Annotated in this window: 16 protein-coding genes; 11 read left to right on the forward strand and 5 right to left on the reverse strand. The window is 52.0% G+C overall.

Translation table 11 applies throughout. The features are described from left to right. Positions 1-115 precede the first annotated feature (115 nt). Complete coding sequence (locus Q9I99_RS05505; protein WP_301667141.1) at positions 116-1,273, reverse strand: sugar transporter; 1,158 nt, start codon at positions 1,271-1,273, stop codon at positions 116-118. Positions 1,274-1,419: 146 nt separating this feature from the next. Between Q9I99_RS05505 and Q9I99_RS05510 the strand changes: the two genes are divergently transcribed. Then, the gene (locus Q9I99_RS05510; RefSeq protein ID WP_002232550.1) at positions 1,420-1,632 is read left to right on the forward strand and encodes a heavy-metal-associated domain-containing protein; all 213 of its coding nucleotides are present in this window, start codon (positions 1,420-1,422) and stop codon (positions 1,630-1,632) included. A gap of 91 nt (positions 1,633-1,723) precedes the next feature. On the opposite strand, the gene Q9I99_RS05515 is transcribed toward Q9I99_RS05510, so the two are convergent. After that, positions 1,724-6,949 (reverse strand): RecQ family ATP-dependent DNA helicase, encoded by a 5,226-nt coding sequence (locus Q9I99_RS05515; RefSeq protein ID WP_301667140.1) that lies wholly within the window; start codon positions 6,947-6,949, stop codon positions 1,724-1,726. A gap of 303 nt (positions 6,950-7,252) precedes the next feature. On the opposite strand from Q9I99_RS05515, the gene Q9I99_RS05520 reads away from it, so the two are divergent. From Q9I99_RS05520 to Q9I99_RS05550, 7 genes are all read left to right on the forward strand, one after another. Beyond that, positions 7,253-8,791, forward strand: coding sequence for a methyltransferase regulatory domain-containing protein (locus tag Q9I99_RS05520; RefSeq protein ID WP_373325191.1), 1,539 nt, complete (start codon positions 7,253-7,255; stop codon positions 8,789-8,791). A gap of 81 nt (positions 8,792-8,872) precedes the next feature. Beyond that, positions 8,873-9,979 (forward strand): conjugal transfer protein, encoded by a 1,107-nt coding sequence (locus tag Q9I99_RS05525; RefSeq protein ID WP_118779169.1) that lies wholly within the window; start codon positions 8,873-8,875, stop codon positions 9,977-9,979. A 64-nt stretch (positions 9,980-10,043) separates the two neighbouring features. Continuing rightward, positions 10,044-10,499 carry a low molecular weight protein-tyrosine-phosphatase gene (locus Q9I99_RS05530; RefSeq protein ID WP_444543419.1) on the forward strand — a complete coding sequence of 152 codons (456 nt, stop codon included), beginning with the start codon at positions 10,044-10,046 and terminating at the stop codon, positions 10,497-10,499. 229 nt (positions 10,500-10,728) lie between these two features. Next, entirely contained in the window at positions 10,729-11,205 is a 477-nt protein-coding gene (locus Q9I99_RS05535; protein ID WP_301667137.1) for a Fur family transcriptional regulator, read from the forward strand. Then, the gene (locus Q9I99_RS05540; protein ID WP_301667136.1) at positions 11,193-12,119 is read left to right on the forward strand and encodes a CobW family GTP-binding protein; all 927 of its coding nucleotides are present in this window, start codon (positions 11,193-11,195) and stop codon (positions 12,117-12,119) included. Before Q9I99_RS05535 ends, Q9I99_RS05540 begins: the two co-directional genes overlap by 13 nt. 222 nt (positions 12,120-12,341) lie before the next feature. Then, positions 12,342-14,312 (forward strand): site-specific DNA-methyltransferase, encoded by a 1,971-nt coding sequence (locus Q9I99_RS05545; protein WP_304666191.1) that lies wholly within the window; start codon positions 12,342-12,344, stop codon positions 14,310-14,312. A gap of 12 nt (positions 14,313-14,324) precedes the next feature. Continuing rightward, positions 14,325-17,264 carry a type III restriction-modification system endonuclease gene (locus tag Q9I99_RS05550; protein WP_301667134.1) on the forward strand — a complete coding sequence of 980 codons (2,940 nt, stop codon included), beginning with the start codon at positions 14,325-14,327 and terminating at the stop codon, positions 17,262-17,264. Between the two features lie 98 nt (positions 17,265-17,362). Here the strand turns inward: Q9I99_RS05550 and ttcA are convergent, their stop codons facing one another. The 3 genes from ttcA to Q9I99_RS05565 form a co-directional block, all read right to left on the reverse strand. Beyond that, positions 17,363-18,322 carry a tRNA 2-thiocytidine(32) synthetase TtcA gene (gene ttcA / locus Q9I99_RS05555; RefSeq protein WP_115177862.1) on the reverse strand — a complete coding sequence of 320 codons (960 nt, stop codon included), beginning with the start codon at positions 18,320-18,322 and terminating at the stop codon, positions 17,363-17,365. Positions 18,323-18,414: 92 nt separating this feature from the next. Continuing rightward, entirely contained in the window at positions 18,415-19,278 is an 864-nt protein-coding gene (gene ygfZ, locus Q9I99_RS05560; RefSeq protein ID WP_301667201.1) for a CAF17-like 4Fe-4S cluster assembly/insertion protein YgfZ, read from the reverse strand. Between the two features lie 34 nt (positions 19,279-19,312). After that, a complete protein-coding gene (locus Q9I99_RS05565; RefSeq protein ID WP_301667132.1) occupies positions 19,313-19,675 on the reverse strand; it encodes a RidA family protein in 363 nt (120 codons plus the stop codon). A 74-nt stretch (positions 19,676-19,749) separates the two neighbouring features. Here Q9I99_RS05565 and ybaK point away from each other — a divergent pair, with 74 nt between their 5' ends. The 3 genes from ybaK to Q9I99_RS05580 all read left to right on the forward strand — a co-directional run bounded on the left by ybaK (position 19,750) and on the right by Q9I99_RS05580 (position 22,003). Beyond that, complete coding sequence (gene ybaK, locus Q9I99_RS05570; RefSeq protein WP_301667131.1) at positions 19,750-20,229, forward strand: Cys-tRNA(Pro) deacylase; 480 nt, start codon at positions 19,750-19,752, stop codon at positions 20,227-20,229. A gap of 174 nt (positions 20,230-20,403) precedes the next feature. Continuing rightward, entirely contained in the window at positions 20,404-21,126 is a 723-nt protein-coding gene (locus Q9I99_RS05575) for a DnaJ domain-containing protein (RefSeq protein ID WP_301667130.1), read from the forward strand. 1 nt (position 21,127) lies between these two features. After that, complete coding sequence (locus tag Q9I99_RS05580; protein WP_301667129.1) at positions 21,128-22,003, forward strand: DMT family transporter; 876 nt, start codon at positions 21,128-21,130, stop codon at positions 22,001-22,003. Positions 22,004-22,212: the final 209 nt, after the last annotated feature.

The raw sequence follows: 22,212 nt of genomic DNA on the forward strand, positions 1-22,212 counted from the left end.
ATAAGAAAATAGGCGTTAAAACACGGCAAAGCCCGTTATTTTAAGCAGGGGCGGATATTTCTTCAATCAAAATGCCGTCTGAAGGGCGGGAGGGGCTTCAGACGGCATCGCGCGGTCAGGTTCGAATATGGCGGTTCAAGTTCAGGCACAGCCACAGCCCGACCGCCGCCGCAAACATACCGGCGATGCCGATACGGGAAATACCGGCATATTGCGTTACCCAATGTCCCAGCAGCGCGCCGCCGCCGATACCGACGTTGTAAAGTCCCGAATAAATCGAGTTGGCAAGGTCTGCGGCATCGGAGGCGAAATCCAAAACTTTGGAAACCATCCCCAGACTGACGACCACAATCGCCGTCCCCCATACGAACACCAGCGCGTAAATGGCGGCAGGCAAATGCGCCAAAGGCAGCAAAAGCCCCGAAGACAGGGCGATAAGCGATACCGCGCCCGCCAAAAATGCGCGCGGATGTTTGGCAAACCATTTGCCGAACAGGTAAGACGCGGCAAAGCCCGCCAGACCGTACAGGCTCAGAACCACCGTAACCTGCCGGGCGGAGAAGCCGCCGATTTGGATGACGAAGGGCTCGATGTAGCTGTATGCGGTAAAGTGCGCCGTAATCACCAGCACCGTTACCGCATACAGCAGCATCAGTTTTTTCCGTTTCAAAAGCAGGGGCAGGCTGCTTAAAGAACCGGCATTCACGCTCGGCAGGCGCGGCAGGCTTTTGGCAAGCACTGCCATCACCGCCGCCGCACACAGGCCGATCAGCAGAAAACTTGCCTGCCAGCCCAAATATTGTCCGACCATACGCCCGAGCGGAATCCCCGCCACCATCGCCATCACCGTCCCCGTACTGAGCAGCCCCAATGCCTGATTCCCTTTTCCGACAGGGGCGATGCGTACTGCCAGCGAAGCCGTAATGGACCAGAATACCGCATGGGTCAGCGCAATCCCCACGCGGCTGGCAAGCAGGATTTCAAACCGCCACGAGGCAAACGACAGGATGTGGCTGACGGTAAACAGTGTAAACAGTACCAGCAGCAGGCCGCGCCGTTCCATATGGCGCGTCAGCAGCATCAGCGGCAGCGAAGTCAGCGCGACAATCCACGCATAAACCGTAATCATCACACCCGTTTCGGTCGCCGCCATGCCGAAGCTTCGTCCGATGTCGCTCAAAAGCGCGATGGGGATAAATTCCGTCGTGTTGAAAATAAATGCGCCGATTGCCAAGGCTATGATGCTCAACCAGGGTTTTTGCGAAGCGTTCATTGTTGTTGTCCTGATGGAAATTGCCGCCATTATGCGCAAGCATCCGTATTTTTTCAAACCGCCGCACCGTTTCCGCGTTTGCCCAAGTTCACGCCCCGACTTACAATAACGCCCGTCAGAATGCAGTACCAACGAAAGGAAAAACCATGGAAACCCTTATCCTCGACATCGGCGGTATGAGCTGCGGCGGCTGCGTCAAAAGCGTTACCCGGATATTGGAAAGCGTCAAAGGCGTGGCAAGCGTCGAAGTCAGCCTTGAAAACAAAAGCGCGACCGTCGGATACGACCCCGCTCAAACTGATGCAGGGGCGTTGATTGAAGCCGTAGAAGACGGCGGTTATGATGCGGCGTTGAAATAAAGCGGCAAAAATGCCGTCTGAAGCCTTCGCGCCTCCCCGATGCCGTCTGAAGCACGCTCCGTGCCTTCAGACGGCATTTTTTATGTAAGGTTTACGGTTTCTGAGGAATCATCAGTACGGGGATGACGACTGCCCATACCGGAATGTCTTCCCGATATTGTTCGAGATATTTTTTGCCGACATCTTCCAAATAGAAGACACCGACAGCGGCAACGGCGGCACGGGCATGTTTGGGGATTTTTTCTTTAAAATTCTTGGCGGTTTTGGCAACCGGTATATTGTTGGCGCAGAAAAGGTAATTGCCGCCGCCGTCTTCAATGATGTCCAGGCTGTCGCCGGTTTTCAACATTTTGGCAGCTTCGATGCGTTCGCCGATTTCCCCGTATGAAGGATTTTCGTTTTCTCGGGCGATGAAGCCGATATCCAACGCTCCTCCATAGTTGGAAAGCATCCTATATTCGACATTCAATTCAGGCAGTTCGGCAAAGGTGCGGCCTATGCGCTCTACGTCTTCGGGCAGCGCGTTTATCCAGGGATGGCGGGATGAGTGGCAGATCAGCGTCAGCGTCTTTTTGGCACGGGTCATGGCGACATAATAGAGGCGGCGGTTTTCGTCGCTGCGCTCTTCCCAGCCGTCGTCCAGGATAAAGACGTGGTCGAACTCCAAACCTTTGGATGAATGCGCCGTTCCCAAGAATATGCCGTCTGAACGGCTGATTTTTTCGTTGCCGACATATTCGTACAGCCAGTTTTTCAGAAATGCCGCAGGATGTTGCGGTGCGGCAGTGTTTTCAGACGGCCGGGCAATGGGGAATTCGTTGAGGAAGTCGGCTTTAAGCTGTGCGAACCAGTTTTCCCATTTCTTGCCGCTGTGCCTGATTTCTTTCTCTATCAGCCGACAGAAATCCGCCGAAGAAAGCATACCGTCCACCGCCGTTTCGATGCCGTGCACCAGACGGACGAATTCGCGTGTTTTGCATAAAGGCAGGCTTTGTTCGTTTTTCAGGAAGTAGGGGATGCCGTTTTGTTCGCACCATGCCTGCATGGGGTTGAGTGAGGCGTTGTTGCGAGCAAGGACGGCGATGCTGTTCCAGGAGATGTCCGCCAAATTCCGCAAACGCTGTATTTCCTCAATGACGGCTTGGGATTGGATGTTGAAGCGTTTTCTCCGGTTGAACTCGGGGTGCAGGCGGATGACGCGGACGCGGCCTTGGCGTTCGGGATCGGTTTTCGCCCAGCCGCCGCCGTCGGGGTCTTGCCGCCTTTCGGGATTGACGGCGATAGGGTGCAGGGTTTTCAGGCGGTCGGGCATTCCGCTTATCACGCGGTTGGCGGCGGTGATGATGTTTTGCGTGCTGCGGTAGTTGAAAGTCAGGAAATCGGGCGAATCCACGCCGTATTCTTCCTGAAAACGGCGGATGTATTCGTTGCTGCTGCCGTTGTAGGCAAAGATATTTTGGTCGTCGTCGCCGACTGCAAGAATGGTCAGCTTATCTTCATCGTCGCGTTTCCTGCCTGCCAGCGCGGAAACCAGCCTGTAATGCCGTTCGCTGATGTCTTGGTACTCGTCTACGAGGATATAGCGGAATCCCGACATGATGCGCTCGCGCGCTTCGTCCCCGTCGCCGCCGCTTATGCCGTCTGAAAGCATGGCGGTGGCTTCTTCGCACCATTTTTCAAACTGTTCTTTGGTTTTCTGTTCCTCCTGTTCTCTGCTTTTGCTGTCGAAGCCTTTGCTGTCGAAACGTACGCCTAAAAGCCGCATTGCCATACCGTCGTAAGTCAGGATGGTAACGGCCCGGGCAAGGTTGCCGACCAGTCCGTGCAGGCGGCGTTTGACTTCCAGTGCGGCAAGCCGGGTAAAGGTCAGGACGATGATGGAGGATGCCGGAACGTGCTGAACGCGCAGAAGATAGGCGACGCGGTGGACGATGATGCGCGTTTTGCCGGAACCGGGTCCGGCAAGTACCAGGCGGTTCCTGCCGCTCTGATCGGTAACAACGGCTTTTTGCACGCTGTTCAGACCGTCCGTGACGGTATGGAGGGTATCCGGAGAGACGGGTTCTTCCAATTCTTTCAGCCTTCCTGAGAACCATTTGTCCTTAAATGATTTTTCATCCGTTTTAAAATAGTCGGCGACCAGGTTTAAGGCTTCGGTGATGTTTTTGAGCGCGCGTTCCGCATATTCGCGCATGACGTGGATTTGGAAACGTTTTTCCCCGTAAAACGTTTCCAAGGGGCGGTAGTCAGATTTGAGGTATTGCCGTTTGGATTCCAGCGCGTTCCGGTTGGGGACGATGGTCATCGCGTGGCGCAGGATGGTAATGCCGTGGTTCAGTTTGATGATGCCCAGTTTGTGCATGAACAGCAGCGCCTGCTTGAGCAGGGTTTCGCGGCGGTTTGCCGGAATCTGTACCGACAATTGCATATCGTCGGCAAGCTGCTGCACCATTTCGCCGATTCCGGTTTCCACGACGACATCTTTCCGCCGGACACCCTCTGTCTTGCCGACGAGAAAGGACAGGATGCGGGCGCAGATGTTGCGGCGCAAAAGGGCGGTTTCCTGAATATTTTCCCAGCTGTCATTGTTTTTGAAACGGACTTTCAGGCAGCCGTTGCCGAAGTCGCGGATTTCAAAGCTGCCGTTTTTATTGGATTCGAGTGCGGATTTGTCGTCCGCAAAAGACAGGATGAGCTGCTTGATTTCGGCGGGCGTACTTTCCAGTCCCGAATCGTGCATTTCGTAGCAGACGGCATTGACGGCGAGATTTTGCCATATTCCTTGGTCGGCATCGGGAATTTCCGTTTTCAATATCTGCCAGAGTTTTTCTTCCCATCGGCTTATTTTTTCCAAAAGCCCCGACGACGGTTTGACGTTGTCGGTACGCAGGATGACGGTCATACGCGTATCGTTGGTCAATATGCCCATTTCTTCGAGGCTGTGCAGGTGTCCGCGCAATTCTTCCAAGCTGCATGCGGTCGCCTGTATCAGGTCGTCGGTACTGAGCGGCTTGTCATCCGGTGCGTTGAATACGATTTCGGCAATGGTCAGGTAGATTTCTTTGAGCCGTCGGGCGAACCGGCCTTTTTGAATCAGCTCCGAAGCCTGTTCCAGAGTCAGTTTGCCCGAGCGTGAAGGGAAGATTCTGGTGCGGTTTTCTTTGCGGTCGAGCAGTTCGGCACGTTCCAGCCAGGAAATGGCGGTTTTGATTTTGGTATCCGACTGGCGGTCGTCCCTGTCGAAGCTCATATATTCTTCGCTGTCTTTCAGAATCTCGCCGCCGGTGGCGACGACTTCGCCGCAACCGTCCCTGCCGTGTGCAGCCGCGTTGAGCATGCCGATTTTGCGCCATACCGTTTTGAGGTCGCGCAATTCTATTTGCGACATTTTGCTGATGCCGAATTGGGTATCCACATCGCTTTTTTCATAAAGCAGGATGCATTTTGCCTCTGCGCGGTCCCGTCCGGCGCGTCCGGCTTCTTGAAGGTAGTTTTCCAGCGAACCGGTGATTTCGGCATGAATGACCAGCCGTACATCAGGTTTGTCCACGCCCATGCCGAAGGCGTTGGTGGCGACGATGACGCGCAAGCCGCCCTCGATAAAGCGGTTCTGTATGTCTGCCTTGGCATTGGTTTCCAGACCTGCGTGGAAGTATTCGCACGCCCAGCCTTGTTTTTGGAGGTATTCGTTATAGCCTTCTGCACTTTTGCGCCTGCCGACGAAAACGACTGCGCCGCCCCTTTGATGATCGAGTTCGCGGTGGAGCAGTTCGTCGATTTTTTGTTTTTTGATGCCGTCTGAAGCTTCGAAAACTTCGTAAGACAGGTTGTCGCGCGCGTTGTCGCCGATAAATTGCCTAAATTCTATGCCGGCCTGCTCGCGGAAATTATCGGTAATGTCGGCAAGTACATCGGGTTTGGCGGTGGCGGTAAAGCAGCTTACCGGTGCGGTGCCGCCGTTTTTCCTGCCGTGTTCGGCGATGAATTTGACCGCATACAGGTAATCTGGTCGGAAATCGTGCCCCCATTTGGACAGGCAGTGTGCCTCATCGAATACCCAGCCGTTGATTTGACGTTGGGAAATGGCGGAAATAAAACTGTCGTTGCGGAATTGTTCGGGGGCGACCAGCAGGATGCCGATGTCGCCCAATGCGGTTTTGTCCAATATTTCGGCGCGTTCGACCACTTCGACCAGGCCGTTGAGCATGGCGGCGCAGGTAATGTTTTTTCTGAGCATTCCGTCCAGCTGGTCTTTCATCAGCGACTGCAGGGGCGAAATGACGACGGTCAGCCCGCCGTTACGGTAATAGCGGTTGAGTGCGGGAACTTGATAACACAGGGATTTTCCACCGCCCGTGGGCAGGACTGCCAGCGTGTGCAGACCTTTCATCCCCGACTGTACAATGGCGCGCTGCCCGCCTTCGAAACCTTTGAAATGGCGGAATTCGGATAGTTTGAAATAACGCTGCAACTGGGCTTCGGGATTGAGCATGTCGGCGCAGTATTTGCAGTTGCTGTCGCCACAGTCGCGATCGCGCAATTCGGCAATCAGCCGCGCCGTTTCGGGAAAACGGCTCCGCACCCACGGGGCAAGCACGGAGTTGCCGCCGGAGACGTTCAGCCATGACAGGGCATAGGCAAGCGAAGGATAGATTTCGCGATTGCGGATGTCGGTTTTCATCAACTCCAAAAAACGCGTGCGGCAGACTTTCAAACGCCCTTTCCCTTCGTTGTCCTGCATCATCATCCAAATAATGCGTATCAATCGGTTGGTGTCCGGGTGTTCGGTACGTTCGGCGAAGGAGATGCCGTCTGAAGAACGATACGGCAGACGCATATCGGACAATGCCGCCCATAGGGTAAATTCATCGGGTCTTTCGGTTTTGATTTTGCCGAATGCGGTGCACTGATCCTGAAAAAGCTGCCAACAGGCGCGGCAGTCTGCCAACGGGGAGTTGAGTTCGGAAGAGATGATTTTGTAGTTTTTAATCAGACGGTGGTACGGGTTTTGCGGAAAGGCGAGCGGCGACAGCTTCAGCGTATCGATAACGGGCAATGAAAGCCATGCCCGGCCGGGCGCGGCTTTTTTCAAATACGGCAGGTCGTGTTCGAGGAAGTTGTGCCCCATCAGCCATTCCGCACCTTCCGCAAGGGGTAGCATTTCCGCCAATGCCTTCCTGAAACCTTCTTCATGGCTGAAGCTTCGTTCGAAGCCGAGGTCAAGGTCGGGCCGGTATGCGCCGATTTTGAAGACGGTATCGGTTTTGGGGTTAATTTCCAGGTCGATGATTAAAACGGCAGGTACGGCAAAATCCATGGCGGTCGGGATACTGGCATAAAATGGTCAATATACCATAGTGTTGAGCCTTTATCCCTGATTTCGGCAAGACGGCGGAGGGATGTGTCAGGACGTATGCGCATACCTTCAGACGGCATACCTGTTCGGAAGTACCGATAATTTCCGTGCGGTTGAAGTAGGCAGGCGAATTGGTTAAACTTGCGGGCATATTATCTTTAGAGTGAACAGAATATGTCGAACAAAAAGAAAAAAGCCGCTTCCGCGCGCCCCGTCATGTCGAAGAAAGCGCGGCAGGCGGTTGTCGGCAGTCCTGCCTCCCATATGGCGGAACCTTCGGAAATATCGGACATCAAAAATTCATATGATGATTTGATGTATGAATCCAAAGCATTTTCCCAAACCGCTATCAACGCCTTGGAGGCACGCGCCCGCATGATGGGCCTGAAGCCTGCCGCAGCGGTAAATGCCAAGGTCTTGGAGCTGGGCTGTTCGATGGGCGGCAATATCATCACGCAGGCACTTTATTACCCGGATGCGGAATTTATCGGTATCGACTTGTCCGGCAGGCAGGTTGCACAGGGGAATGCCATCATTGAAAAAATGGGCTTGAAAAATGTGCGCCTGGAAGAAAAAGATATTTTGACCGTTGATGAATCATTCGGGAAGTTCGACTATATCATCGTCCACGGCATTTGGTCGTGGGTTCCTGATGCAGTTAAAGACAAAATCTTTTCGATTTGCCGGAACAACCTGACCGAACACGGCATTGCCTATATTTCATACAATGTTTACCCAGGTTGGAAACGACAGGAGCAGATGCGCGAAATTATGCGGTTTGCGGGCAGGGATGCGCTTGAAGAACCCTTGGAAGCGCGAACGCGGAAAGGCTTGGACGCGCTCAAGGCACTGGCGGAAATTTTGGAAAACGACAAGGGCTTGGGCGGCGGCGGCAAACTTCCGGCGATTCAAAAAATATTGAATCACAATACTTATTATGTCGCACACGAATATATGGAAATATTCAACGACCCGATTTACGTCAACGGTTTCATTGAATGGGCAAACCGCCACCGGCTGGCGTATATCGGGGATACCGATTTGCATGTGTCTTTTGTTTCTTGGATGGCGGAGCATACGCGGGAGCGGATTCTGGCATTGGCAGGGGGCGATTATATTGCCAAAGAATTTTACAGCGATATTTTATCCGACCGCCAATTCCGCCGTTCGCTTTTATGCCGTGAGGAAGTCGGGGATACTATCAGGCGTGATGAGTCGGTTACTGTCGAAGTGATAGAAAGTTTGAATTTCCGCCCGGCAAGAGGGGAAACAATCAACTTTGATGAAAACGATACCCTGCTTTCGGGTATACGCGATGTGATGAAAACCGGAGAGGCGTTTAAAACGGAAGATGTTGCGGAAAATCTCGCCCGCCGATTTCCCGGTCTGGAATTTGACCGCATGAAAATCAATTCCCAGCTTTTATTGCAAACCATTCTCGGGCGTTTTTCTGTTTCATCAGACAATGCGGGCAAACAATTTTTTGAAGACCATAAAACCTATGTGCCGGCGCGTTTTACAGATTATGTCGCCGCCTTTGTGGAACACGGCGCGGAAGCGTTTGTCCAGCCTGCCAACCGTTACAACGAAAGCACGCCCTCATTCGGATACGGGCATTTGTACATTATGCGGCAATTATCGCGGCCGACGAGCAAACAGGCGGTGATAGATGCGGTTGCTGAAAACTTGAACATCGTCAGCACCACGCCCGACGGTTTGACATTCCATCCGCCTGCCGAAGTGTATGTGGAAGAAATATTGGCAGACTTGGCAGACAGGCATTTTCTCGTTTCGGCGGGTTGACGGGCAAGGCCCGGCGGCAATCCGTCCGATATATTTTCAGACAGGAAAGACACACACTGCGAAAAACGGTACACGACACATATGAACCAGACATTTACCTTGCCCGATACGCGCCCGTATCCCCAAAATCCGATTAAGAACCACCTGCTGCTCAATGCCTACCAGTTGGCGCATAATTCTTCCCAGGCTTCGCGCAAACTCTCGTCCGGCCAACTTCAAACCGAAATCAGGGGGATGCTTGAGCAAAACCACTATATCAACCTTTCCCTCGCGTTGACGATGTCGCCCGATGCTGGAACTTATGCCGCGCTGCTTTCCAGTGTGAACGCGGTACTCGATTGCGAGAAAGAAGGCGAAGTGCAGTGGTTCGCCCTGCCGGTCGTGCTGGTGTCAGGCTGCAAGAAAGAACGGGCAATCGAGATGAAGCTGCCGACGGAGGCATTGTTTGCCTGCCTGCAAAACTATCCGCACCTGCGCGCGTTGACGCAAGAGACACAATGGCTGCCTTATCTTGTGCATTCTTCCGATTTAAGTGCGGTCGCGCCGGATGAGTGGTGGCGTGCCAAACAAAATACCGAAGCGGCGGCGCAACACTTACGCCGTTTCGCCCCGCGCCCTTTGCTGTTGCCCGAAGGACAGTCCGTCCACGTCGTTTACGCGCTGGGTTTCGGCAGCGGTAAGGTTCAGACGGCATTGGGTCAGAACCTTCTTCAGGCAGGCCTGCCCTTAATGCAGGTATGGCAGGAAAATCTTGCATCGGAAGGCGTTACGCTGTTTGCCAACCCGCTTTCCCCGGATTCTCCGGTACGCGCGCTTTCAGACGGCAGCCACACGCGCCAACGTATGGCGATGGATGTTTTTGCGGCAAACGCGATACGCGCCGTCCGTATGCAGAGTCCGCGCGTCGGCGTGGTCGCTGCGGCAAAGGCGGGCGGACAGATTCTATTCGGATTTAATGCGACCGACGGCGCGTTTGAAGTCGTGCCGCAGGTGTTTTCGTGGCAGCTTTCCTTTACCGACAACATCGCCGTTGTTCAGCAAAATTTTTTGGATTTAATGGCAGAATGCCGTGTAGAACATGTTTACCTGCTGCACAATCCCTTGGGTGAACAGGAAAACATCCCGAGCTATGCGGAAGCGTTGAAACGGGAAGGGCACAATCCGTTTTTCAGTACACAATACGATTGACCTGCCGATGCCGTCTGAAAGGGTTTCCGCTTCAGACGGCATCGCGTTGGAACAGGGTGCGGATATGAAAAAACCGAAAATCCTTTTTGTCTGCCTTGGCAACATCTGCCGTTCGCCGATGGCGGAATACATTTTGCGCCGCCGCGCCGCCGAAGCAGGGATTCTCCTTGAAGCGGACAGCGCGGGGACATCGGGCTGGCACGACGGCGAGGATATGCACCGTGAAACGGCAAAGATATTGAAAAAACACGGTATCGATGCTTCAGGCTTTACCAGCCGCAAAATCCGCCAAAGCGATGCGGCGGCGTTTGACTACATCATCGCAATGGATGGCAAGAATTTGTCCGAATTGGAAAAAACCTTCGGCAGGCAGCCGGAAAAAATATTCAAGCTGACCGACCTGATACCCGAAAGCGGTTACGACCATGTCCCCGATCCGTGGTACACGGGTGATTTTGAAGAAACATACAGGCTTGCGGATGCGGGCTGTCGGGCATTGTTGGAAAAGATTTCCAAATAAAGCAATTGAATACAAACACAAATATATAGTGGATTAACAAAAACCAATACGGCGTTGCCTCGCCTTAGCTCAAAGAGAACGATTCTCTAAGGTGCTGAAGCACCAAGTGAATCGGTTTCGTACTATTTGTACTGTCTGCGGCTTCGTCGCCTTGTCCTGATTTTTGTTAATCCACTATAAAACCGCCTCCTGCCGTATCGGTTGTTCAGACGGCATAAACAGGGAATTTATGAAAACAAATTTCAAACAGAAAATTATCGAACAGGCACGCAGAGAGGGCTTGCAGGTAACCGCTTTGCGCGAGCAGGTACTCGATATCGTTTTGCAGCAAAGCGGCGTGATTAAAGCCTACAACGTCTTGTCGCAGATGCAGCAGCAAAGCGAGGGCGCGGTTGCGCCGCCTACCGCCTACCGCTCCCTTGATTTTTGGGCGGAGCAGGGCGTTTTGCACAAAGTGGCGGCGGTCAACGGCTATATTTTGTGCAGCCACGCGCAGCACGAGTGCAACGACCATTGCCACGACCACGAAGAAGCCGAAGCGCACCACAGTGCGTTTATTTTGGTCTGCACCGAATGCGGCACGGCGGACGAGCAAACCCTCAGCCACGAGTGGGCGGCATTGCGCGCCGGCGTTGCCGAAAGCGGCTTCGCGCTGAAAGAAGAACACGTTGTTTTAACCGGAATCTGTAAAAAATGTCAGAAATGAAAAAAACCAAAGTCCACCTGATTTCAGGTTTTCTGGGAACAGGCAAAACCACCGCGCTCAAAAGTCTGATGGAACAAAAAGACCCCAACGAAAAATGGGTCATCATTGTCAACGAGTTTGGCGAAATCGGCATTGACGGTGCTGTATTGAGCGACAACGGCATCCCCGTGGCAGAAATCGCCGGCGGCTGTTTGTGTTGCACCGCCGGCCCGCAAATGGGCGTAACCGTGCAGAAAATGCTGCGCGATGCCAAGCCCGACCGCCTGATGATTGAGGCAAGCGGACTGGCGCACGCAGCCAGCGTCATCGACGAACTCAAAGCCAAACCGCTGGACAGCCTTTTGGAAATCGGCGCCGTCTTTACCGTCGTCGATCCGCGCCAGTTCATCAACCCCGATTACGCGCAACAGGCGTTGTATAAAGACCAAATCGGCATCTGCGACGTATTGGTCGCCAGTAAAACCGATTTATGCACCCCCGAACAGCTTGCCGAATTTCACGGCAAAGCGGCAAAACTGTTCCCGCCAAAAGCCAAAGTGGTCGAAGTCCGAAACGCGCAACTCGACATCCAATGGCTCGATATTCCCGTCATCGAAAAATCACGCTACCGCCTCAAAGCCCTGCCGGACAACACCATGGGCTTCCAGTCGCAAGGTTTCACATTCCCCGCCGGACGCGATTTCGATGGCGAAAAATTGACCAACTTCTTCAATGATTTGCCCAAGATGACCGAAGGACTCGTCCGTGCCAAAGGCGTGTTCCAAGTGCTCGGCACTTGGGTGTGGCTCAACTGGGTGGACGGACAATGGGGCGCCAACCAAGTGTCTTGGCGGCGCGATTCGCGTTTTGAATTGATTGCCAAATCGTTTGACGCGGATTTAATCGAACAAAAACTTAAAGACGCATTGGAATAGCGTTCACGCGCCTTCAGACGGCATATGAAATGAAAATGCCGTCTGAAGGCTTTAACCGTTTCCAAAATCGCCCGCGTCAAAACCGCCGCGTCGTCGTCGGGTAATAACACGCGGCAGACGTTCAGACGGCGCACCCGTTTCCCAAAAAAACGCCGTCTGAAGTGAAAAAATATTTTAAAACATACAGTTATATATTGACAAATTCAAACCGAGGATTTTAAAATGCTGCCAAGCCAAGCCAAGCCAAGCCAAGCCAAGCCAAGCCAAGCCAAGCCAAGCCAAGCCAAGCCAAGCCAAGCCAAGCCAAGCCCTGATCTAATCGACACAGACGGGGCGAACACCGAGGCAATCTACACTTCAGATGGCATTACCGCCAACTCTACCCAACTCGAACAGCTCAAAAAACTCTTTCCCGCCTGTTTTGACGCAGACGGGCATTTCCTGATAGACAAATTCCAAGCCGAAATCGCGCCGCAGACCGACATCAGCCGCGAATTTTATGCAATGAACTGGCTGGGAAAATCCTATGCCCGCCTGCTTCGCAACCTGCCGCCCGAAACCCTGATAAGTGAAGACAAGACGCACAACGCCAAGCCCGAAAACGCAAACAGTCAAAACCTGCTGATTCGCGGCGACAATCTGGAAGTGTTGAAACACTTAAAAAACGCCTACGCAAACAGCGTGAAGATGATTTACATCGACCCACCGTACAACACGGGTTCGGACGGCTTTGTCTATCAGGACGACCGCAAATTCACACCCGCCGAACTTGCCCGTCTGGCCAATATTGACGAAGACGAAGCCGCGCGGATTTTAGATTTCACCGACAAAGGCTCAAACTCGCACAGCGCGTGGCTGACCTTTATGTATCCGCGCCTGTATGTCGCCCGCGAACTGTTGCGCGAAGATGGCGTGATTTTTATCTCGATTGACGATAACGAAGCGGCGCAGTTGAAGTTGTTGTGTGATGAAGTGTTTGGGGAAGGGAATTTTGTTGCTTCTTTTATCTGGAACAACAAATATACAGTTTCAAATGATACAGATGTCTCATATCAGCATGAACATATTTTATGTTATGCAAAAAATAGAAATATATTTTCTTTAAATTTGTTAGATAGAACAGATAAGCAAAATAAAGATTATAAAAACAGAGATAACGACCCTAAAGGTGCTTGGAAAGCAACACCACTTCACGCAAGAAGTGGTAGTAACAATAGCATTTATACAATTACATTTCCTAATGGAATTACTTGGACTGCCCCAACTGGTCGTTATCCACGATATTCAAAAGCTAGGCTACAAGAGCTTTATAATGAAGGTGCCTTATATTTCAATAAAAATGGTGGAATTGATAAAAAAACTTATTTAAATGAAGTAAGAGATGGCGTTACTTGCGGAACATTTTGGAGTTATGAAGATGTTGGACACTCTCATGGAAATAACGAAGAATTAGCAGAAATGCTTGGTAAAGGAATTTTTAATGACCCGAAAGGTATCGCTTTATTAGAACGAATTATAAAACTAGCAACTGCAAAAGATAATGGCGATATTATTTTAGACTTCTTTGCTGGTAGTGGTTCAACCGCTCATGCTGTAATGAAATTTAATTTGGATAAAGGAAACAGAAATTTTATTTTGGTCCAAATTAATGAAGAACCCAAAGCGGAAGCAAAAAAAGCAGGCTACCCGACCATCTTCGACATCACCAAAGCCCGCATAGAAAAAGCCGCCGCCAAAATCCGCGCCGAGCATCCCGATTACACGGGCGATTTAGGCTTCAAAATCTTTCAAACGGCAGACAATTTCAGGCAGCATCCGGACAAGGATTTTTCGCCCGAACAACCGGATTTGCCGTTTAACGACGAATTAAGCGAAGAACAGCTGCAAACGCTTCTGACCACCTGGACGCTGTATGACGGGGCGGCACTGACCACGCCGGTTGAGCCTGTGCGGTTAGGGGATTACACGGCGTATCTGTGCGAAAAACGGCTGTATCTGATGAATGCCGGTTTTACTTCCGCCGATTTGTTGGAGTTTATCCGCAAGCTGGACGACGATGCGGATTTCAATCCCAACCGCGTGATTGTGTTCGGCAGCAATATGGCAAGCGCAATGCAGCACGAACTTGACCAGGCGGTACGCGGTTATACCAATAAAAAAGAGATTGAGTTGAATGTGGTTATCAGGGTTTGACGGAGGCAATTCATGAGCGGTTTTAATTACGAGAAAAACCAGCCGCACCAAATGCGGGCGGTTTCAGCGGTTTTGGGCGTGTTTGACGGGGCAACGCCCAAATATCGGACGGCAGACGAAAATCCCGAACTTTTGTTTGCTGCAAAACAATACGCAGACAATATCCTGAAAGTGCAAACCCAAAACGGCATAGGCGGCCGATTTCCAGACCGTTCGGACGACCAAAATATCCTTGATATTTCCATGGAAACGGGCACGGGCAAAACCTATACCTACACACAAACCATGTTCGAGCTGCACCGTTGGCTGGGCGTGTTCAAATTTATCGTGGTCGTGCCGACTTTGTCCATTAAGGCGGGAACGCAGCAGTTTTTGCAAAGCAAGGCTTTGGCGGAGCATTTTGAACAGGATTTCGGCGGCGATTATGAAGGCGTGCGCCTGAAAACCTATGTGGTGGAAAGCGCGAAAAAGAATAAGGGCAAAAAGTCCAATGCGCCCATCACGATTGAGCAGTTTGTCAAAGCGGAAAACAAAAAGGAAATCCATGTGCTGCTGATTAACGCAGGCATGGTTAATTCGCCGTCCATGACCGATGCGGGCGACAAGGCATTGAAGGATTTGTTTGACAATCCCGTTGATGCATTGGCCGCCGTGCACCCGTTTGTGATTGTGGACGAACCGCATAAATTCCCGACCCGGGAGAGCGCGAAAACGTGGGGCAATATCAAACGCTTAAAACCGCAATATATTTTGCGCTACGGTGCAACGTTTAACGACGAATATTACAACCTGCTTTACCGTTTGACGGCAGTAGGCGCGTTTAACGACGGGCTGGTCAAAGGCGTGCGCGTGTTTCAGGAAGAAATGCAGGGGGGTATGGATGCAGCGGTAAAACTGGTGTCGTCGGACGGCAAAGAAGCGAAATTTGAATTAAACGAAAAAGACAAAAAGCAGACGTTCAAACTGGCAAAAGGCGAAGATTTGGCGAAAATCCATCCGGCCATTTCGGATTTGAAAATCGACAAAATGAATAAAACCGCGGTGGTGTTAAGCAACGGCTTGGAGTTGAAAACGGGTGCCGTCATCAACCCTTATTCCTATTCGCAAACGGTGCAGGACGCGATGATGCAGCGGGCGGTTGCCGAACATTTCAAGCTGGAACGCGCGCTTTTGGCAGAACGCGCACCACAGCCCAAAATCAAGCCGCTGACGCTGTTTTTTATTGACGATATTGCGGGCTACCGCAGCGGCAACGAGCTTTCAGGCAGCCTGAAAGATAAATTTGAAAGCTGGATTCGCGCGGAAGCGGCACGCCGCCTGGAAACGGAAAGCGACCCGTTTTACCGCGATTACCTGCAAAAGACGTTGGACGATGTATCCGCCTGCCACGGCGGTTATTTTTCCAAAGACAATACAGACAGCGACGATAAAATCGAGCAGGAAATCAATGAAATCCTGCACGATAAGGAAAAACTGCTGTCTTTGGACAACCCGCGCCGCTTTATTTTTTCCAAATGGACGCTGCGCGAAGGCTGGGACAATCCCAACGTTTTCCAGATTTGCAAACTGCGTTCCAGCGGTAGCACGACTTCCAAGCTGCAAGAAGTCGGACGCGGCCTGCGCCTGCCGGTAAACGAGCTGATGGCGCGGGTGCGCGATGTGCCGTACAAGCTGAATTATTTTGTCGATAGCAGCGAAAAAGACTTTGTGAATCAGCTTGTCGGCGAAATCAACGACAATTCTTTTCAGGAAGAAATCTCCAAAAAGTTTACCGAGGAGCTGAAACAAAAAATACTGCAAAAATACCTCGATATCAAACCGCTGGTATTGGTAAACAAACTGTTTTCAGACGGCATCATTGACGACAATGAAAACTTTACCGAAGACGGCTATGACAAATTAAAAGCCGCCTATCCCGAAGCCTTCCCCAAAGGTTTGGACAAAGGCAAAGTCAGCAACGCCAAAGACGAAGGCAAAGACACCATCATCATGCGCGAAGGCAAATATGAAGAACTCAAAGCCTTGTGGGAGCTGATTCACCATAAAGCCGTTTTGCAGTATAAAATCAAGGATGAAGCCGAATTTGCCGATTTATTTACCGCCTATTTGCGTGAAAACGCCGCCAAATTCCCGCAGGCAGGCATACGCACGGCGGTAAACGAAGCTTATATCAACAACGGGCTTATGCTTTCCCGCCGCATAGACAGTTTTGAAGATGGAGATTTTATCCGTTTCAACACAATGAATTACCGCGAGTTTTTGGAAAAGCTGGCACAAACGGCAAAAATCCGCATGCAGACTTTGCATCAGGCGTTTTACCGCGTCCGCAACGAACTGGACATTGGCGATTTTTTGAATATGCAGACCATCGCCCAAATCAAAAACGGCTTCAACCGGTTTTTGCTTCATCATTCCTTCCATAAATTCGAACTGGATTACCGGCTTGTCGGCAGCAAAATCCATCCGACCAAATTTACCGATAAAGACGGCAAACCGCGCGCGGTGAAAAAAGCAGATTTGGGCAGATTTGAAGATACGGAGCACCGGCCTGCCGCCGGCTATCTCTTCGGCGAGATTTTCTACGATTCAGTTATCGAACATGAAAATGTCGCCAACAACCAAATTGAAGGCGTAACCGTATTCACTAAAATACCGAGAAACTCCATCAAAATCCCTGTTGCCGGCGGCGGCACGTATTCGCCCGATTTTGCCTATATCGTGAAAACCAAAAGCGGCGAGATTCTGAACTTTGTGATTGAAGCCAAAGGGACTGACGGGGCGGAAGATTTGCGAAAAAGCGAAGAGCGGAAAATCAAACATGCCGAAAAGCTGTTTGCCGAGATTTCCAAAGAAATCAAGGTGGTGTTCAAAACGCAGTTTGACGGCGAGAGGATAGCCGAACTGATCGGGCAAAATATGCCCGCAGGCGGGCATTCTGAAAACGGACGTTAAAGAACAGATGTCCGGGGCGCGGGCTGCCGGCTTCGGGATTTTAAAATGCCGTCTGAAACGCCAAACGGGCTTCAGACGGCATTTTTGACGGCGGAGGTTTACGCGCCGCAGGTTTTCGGCTTGTTCGCTAGAATGTTGATGACTTTGCGTTCGGCTTTTTGCGGCTCGATTTTGATTTCGCTTTCGTCTTCTTCGCTGCCATCTGAAAAACGTTCGGGCATTTTTTCGCTGTCAAAAGCCAAATCGCCGCCGTGTTTCAGGCTTTGACCGCGTTCCAATCCAACAAAGTCAAAGAGTTCGGTATCGGCAAGGTGGGATGGGACGACGTTTTGCAGGGCGGAGAACATCGATTCGATACGGCCGGGGAAGCGTTTGTCCCAATCGCGCAGCATATCGCCGATGACTTGGCGTTGCAGGTTGGGCTGTGAGCCGCAGAGGTTGCACGGGATGATGGGGAATTGCTTCAATTCGGCGTATTTGATCAAGTCTTTTTCTTTCACATACGCCAGCGGGCGGATGACGATGTGTTCGCCGTTGTCGCTCACCAGCTTGGGCGGCATGGCTTTGAGTTTGCCGCCGTAAAACATATTCAGGAACATGGTAGCGAGGATGTCGTCGCGGTGGTGTCCCAAGGCGATTTTGGTGCAGCCCAATTCTTTTGCGGTGCGGTAGAGGATGCCGCGGCGCAGGCGGCTGCACAGCGAACAAGTCGTTTTACCTTCGTCTAATACGCGTTTGACGGTAGAGTAGGTGTCTTCTTCGACGATTTTGTACGGCACGCCTATGCTTTCGAGATAGGTCGGCAATACTTCTTCGGGGAAGCCCGGCTGCTTTTGGTCGAGATTGACGGCAACCAGTTCGAAATCAATCGGCGCGCTGGCTTGGAGCCGGCGCAGGATGTCTAACAGGGCGTAGCTGTCTTTGCCGCCGGAGAGGCAGACCATGATTTTGTCGCCCGGCTCGATCATGTTGAAGTCGTTAATCGCGTCGCCGACGGCGTGGCGCAGGCGTTTGCTGAGTTTGTTGTTTTCGAGTTCTTGTTTGGTTTTTTTGGACATGGCGGTTTGGGTTTGAAAATTGGAAAGGCGGCATTGTAACCGATTGGCGGGGCGGCAATGCCGTCTGAAGGGCTTCAGACGGCATCGGCGGCTTATTCCGCACTTTCGGTTTTAAAGAAAGTGCGGACCGCTTTGAAGATACCGCCGTTTGGGACGGTCAGTTCTTTTTGTGCGGCGGAGAATTTAATCACGGCAAGGGCTGTAAAGTTTTCCGAATCTTGAACGCTGTCGAGTACGATGCCGGCTTCTTCGCCATCCGCCGTCAGCAGGATGCCCGCTTCGGCTGCCGAATTTCCCGACAATACCGCCAAGCCGCGTTTGACCTGACCGCGATACTGGGCACGGGCAATGATTTCCTGTCCCGGATAGCAGCCTTTTTTGAAGTGTACGCCGCCGATGATGTGCTGGTTGAGCATTTGGGCAACGGCAGTTTCTTTGGTAGCCGCGCATATCCACGGATAACCGCTGAGGATTTCGTGCAGCCGCCACGCGCTTTCGGCAGCGGCATCATAAGGGGGCAGGGCGGTTTCGGGGGCGATGTGCAAAATGCCCCGATGGGGCAGGACGACGGTGCAGATGCCGTCTGAAACGCATTCGGCGGTAAAGGCGAGACTGGGTTCTTGCGCGGCAATCGGTTCGGCGGATGCTTCCAGTTCCGCGCCGACGGCGTAATCTTCAAGGATTTCAAAAACGGCTTTGGCACGCAACACAAACATCCGCAGGCGTTTGACCGTTGCTTCAAGCAGGTCTTGCGCCATAATCAGCAGCAAATCGCCGCCTCGGTTGACGACAATCATATTGGCGATGACGCGGCCTTTGGGCGTGTTGTAAGTCGCGTAACACGCCTGCCCGGACTGAAGATTATTGATGTCGTTGGAAAGCTGTCCGTGCAGGAAGGTTTGGCGGTCTTCGCCGCTGACGCGCGCCACGCCGAAAAAGGGCAGTAAGGTTTTCATCATTTGCCTACTCTGAAATATAAAGGAAATCTGTTTATGCGGTTGCCGCGTCTTTCTTCACGGCGGTTATTTTGATTTCGACGCGCCACTCCGGACGGGCGAGCCGCGCTTCCACGCAGGCGCGGGCGGGCGTTCTGCCGGCGGCAACCCAAGCGTCCCAAACTTCGTTCATCGCGGCATAGTCGCCCATATCGCGCAGATAGATGACCGCATCCAAAACGTGCGCCTTGTCCGAGCCGCATTCCGCCAGCCAGCGGTCGGTTTGGGCAAGCACGTCGGCAGTCTGTTCGGCAGCCGTTTCACCGTTTTCGGGAACCATGCCGGAGAGGAAAATCAAACCGCCCGCGCAAACCGCTTCGGAATAGCGGGGCGTAGTGCCGAAATATCGGATATCCATCACGTCGTCCTTTCACAAAGGGGATATATGGTAACATTGCGTTTGACCGATTTCCATGTTTTGCATGACGAAAAATGAGTAAACACACTTATCCGATAACACCTGCCGTGCGCGTTTTGCGTGAAAACGGCATCGAATTTGAACCTTTTGTTTATCTTTACGAGGAGCACGGCGGCACGGCGCAGTTTGCGCGACTGTTCGGCAAAGACGAACACTTGGTCATCAAAACCATTGTTTTACAAGACGAAAATAGGAAGGGGCTGATTGTCTTGATGCATGGCGACAAACAGATTTCCACGCGCAATCTGGCGCGGCATTTGGGTGCGAAACACATCGAACCTGCCGCGCCCGCACAGGCAAACAAGTGGACGGGCTATTTGGTCGGCGGCACAACGCCGTTCGGCATCCGGACAAAATTGGATATTTACGTCGAACAGTCGGTAATGGATTTGGAAACCATCTATATCAACGGCGGAAAACGCGGGTTCATTATCGGCATCCGTCCCGGAGATTTAAATATTTTGAACCCGAAAACAATACAGGCAGCGGTTTGACCGGGAAGTATAGTGGATTAACAAAAACCAGTACAGCGTTGCCTCGACTTAGCTCAAAAAGAACGATTCTCTAAGGTGCTGAAGCACCAAGTGAATCGGTTCCGTACTATTTGTACTGTCTGCGGCTTCGTCGCCTTGTCCTGATTTTTGTTAATCCACTATATAAGGAGCAATATGGACAAAGATTTGTATGCCGTATTGGGCGTGTCGCCGCAGGCGGGGGCGGACGAAATCAAACGCGCCTACCGCAAGCTGGCGATGAAATACCATCCCGACCGCAACCCGGGCAATCCGCAGGCGGAAGAAAAGTTCAAAGAAATCCAACGGGCTTACGATACGCTTTCCGACCTGTCGAAACGGATGCAATACGACGCGTCCTTCAGACGGCATGAGGAACGCGGGCGGCAGGAAGAGGCATTCCGCCGCGAACAGGCGCGCAGGGAGCAGTTTTACCGCGAACAGATGCGCCGCGAACAGGCGTTCAGACAGGAGTTTGAACGGCAGGCCTCACGTTCGCGCCATGCTTACGAACCGTCCGGCGGCGGAAGCGGGCGCAACTATGTCCTCGCCGCCTACATCCTGTTCGGTTTGGGTGCAATCATGCAGTTCATGCCCATAGACGGCGTGATTTTCGCCTATATGCCCATAGTCGGCGTGATTCTCGCCTATATGAAACGGAACAGTTTGGACAGCATTGTCTATGCCGCACATACCGAATACCTGATTAAAACCTTTTGGCGCACATTTTGGCTTTATCTTTTGGGCGCGCTGACTGCCCTTTTGGGTATCGGCGTGCTGATTATTATTGCAACGAACGTCTGGTATTTCTACCGCATCATCGTCGGCTTTATCCGCTTCAACGGCGGCAGGGCGGTTGCACCCGAGAAATGGATATAGTATGGCTTACCTGTTAATCAGCATCGTGTTCAGCGTGTCGGTTTCCATTTTGCTGAAAATGGCAAGAAAGAAAAAAATCGACATCGCGCAGGCAGTCGCCGTCAATTATGTGGTCGCGGTCATACTGACCCTGCTGGTATTGAAGCCGGATATCGGCAATATCGGCGCATTTTTGCCGACGTGGCCGCTGTTTGCCGCTTTGGGCGTGCTGCTGCCGTCCGTATTCGTGATAATGGGCAAATCTGTAGAAGCCGCCGGTATCGTCAAATCCGACGCGGCGCAGCGTTTGTCGCTGTTTTTGCCAATTGTTGCCGCCTTGACGCTGTTTGGCGAAAAACTCAGCGAAGGCAAACTAATCGGGCTGTGCCTCGCATTTGCCGCACTGTTCTGCCTGCTTTGGAAAAGCGACAGCGGCAAAAAATCAGGCAGCGCGTGGCGGCAGGCGGCCTTGCTGCTGGGCGTGTGGGCAGGTTACGGCATTATCGACATCCTGTTCAAACAGCTTGCCAAAAGCGGCACGGCATTTTCAGGCAACCTGCTGGTTGCATTTGTGCTGGCGGGTGTGCTGATGTTTGCCTGCCTGTTTGCCAAATCGGTCAGATGGCGCGTTGAGAGTGTGGTCGGCGGCATACTCTTGGGCGGTTTGAATTTTATGAATATCGTAACCTACATCACCGCGCACCAAATGATGAAGGACAATCCCACGCTGGTTTTTGCCGGTATGAATATCGGCGTGATTGTTTTGGGGACGCTTTCGGGCGCACTGTTTTTTAAGGAAAAAATCAACACAATCAATACGGCGGGAATCGTGTTGGCACTGTGTTCCATCGCCTGCCTGTTTTATTGGGCGGAGGTCAAGGTACTGTTCGGTATATAATCCCGCGTGTCCGCATACCGCGCGGGCGCGCTTTAAGGAATGGTTTTAAATAATTGTTTTTTTTATTAATAAGATAGATTTTTGCCCGAACGGAAATAACCGGCTTTTTCCGACAAACCGCCGGAATCGGGTGGCGGCTAAAACAGCATTGAATGCCGAAAATGCCGTCTGAAGCAGCATCCCTTCTTCAGACGGCATTTGTCTGCAAC

The organism is Neisseria basseii (genome assembly GCF_962707005.1).
GTDB lineage: Bacteria > Pseudomonadota > Gammaproteobacteria > Burkholderiales > Neisseriaceae > Neisseria > Neisseria bergeri.

What these genes read in the sequence shown, in the direction of transcription:
- Q9I99_RS05540 (WP_301667136.1), top strand. Translation starts at nt 11,193, where the DNA reads ATGTCAGAAATGAAAAAAACCAAAGTCCACCTGATTTCAGGTTTTCTG.
- Q9I99_RS05565 (WP_301667132.1), bottom strand. Translation starts at nt 19,675, where the DNA reads ATGGATATCCGATATTTCGGCACTACGCCCCGCTATTCCGAAGCGGTT.
- Q9I99_RS05515 (WP_301667140.1), bottom strand. Translation starts at nt 6,949, where the DNA reads ATGGATTTTGCCGTACCTGCCGTTTTAATCATCGACCTGGAAATTAAC.
- ybaK (WP_301667131.1), top strand. Translation starts at nt 19,750, where the DNA reads ATGAGTAAACACACTTATCCGATAACACCTGCCGTGCGCGTTTTGCGT.
- Q9I99_RS05520 (WP_373325191.1), top strand. Translation starts at nt 7,253, where the DNA reads ATGGCGGAACCTTCGGAAATATCGGACATCAAAAATTCATATGATGAT.
- Q9I99_RS05580 (WP_301667129.1), top strand. Translation starts at nt 21,128, where the DNA reads ATGGCTTACCTGTTAATCAGCATCGTGTTCAGCGTGTCGGTTTCCATT.
- ttcA (WP_115177862.1), bottom strand. Translation starts at nt 18,322, where the DNA reads ATGTCCAAAAAAACCAAACAAGAACTCGAAAACAACAAACTCAGCAAA.
- Q9I99_RS05535 (WP_301667137.1), top strand. Translation starts at nt 10,729, where the DNA reads ATGAAAACAAATTTCAAACAGAAAATTATCGAACAGGCACGCAGAGAG.
- Q9I99_RS05550 (WP_301667134.1), top strand. Translation starts at nt 14,325, where the DNA reads ATGAGCGGTTTTAATTACGAGAAAAACCAGCCGCACCAAATGCGGGCG.
- Q9I99_RS05525 (WP_118779169.1), top strand. Translation starts at nt 8,873, where the DNA reads ATGAACCAGACATTTACCTTGCCCGATACGCGCCCGTATCCCCAAAAT.
- Q9I99_RS05545 (WP_304666191.1), top strand. Translation starts at nt 12,342, where the DNA reads ATGCTGCCAAGCCAAGCCAAGCCAAGCCAAGCCAAGCCAAGCCAAGCC.
- ygfZ (WP_301667201.1), bottom strand. Translation starts at nt 19,278, where the DNA reads ATGAAAACCTTACTGCCCTTTTTCGGCGTGGCGCGCGTCAGCGGCGAA.
- Q9I99_RS05505 (WP_301667141.1), bottom strand. Translation starts at nt 1,273, where the DNA reads ATGAACGCTTCGCAAAAACCCTGGTTGAGCATCATAGCCTTGGCAATC.
- Q9I99_RS05575 (WP_301667130.1), top strand. Translation starts at nt 20,404, where the DNA reads ATGGACAAAGATTTGTATGCCGTATTGGGCGTGTCGCCGCAGGCGGGG.
- Q9I99_RS05530 (WP_444543419.1), top strand. Translation starts at nt 10,044, where the DNA reads ATGAAAAAACCGAAAATCCTTTTTGTCTGCCTTGGCAACATCTGCCGT.
- Q9I99_RS05510 (WP_002232550.1), top strand. Translation starts at nt 1,420, where the DNA reads ATGGAAACCCTTATCCTCGACATCGGCGGTATGAGCTGCGGCGGCTGC.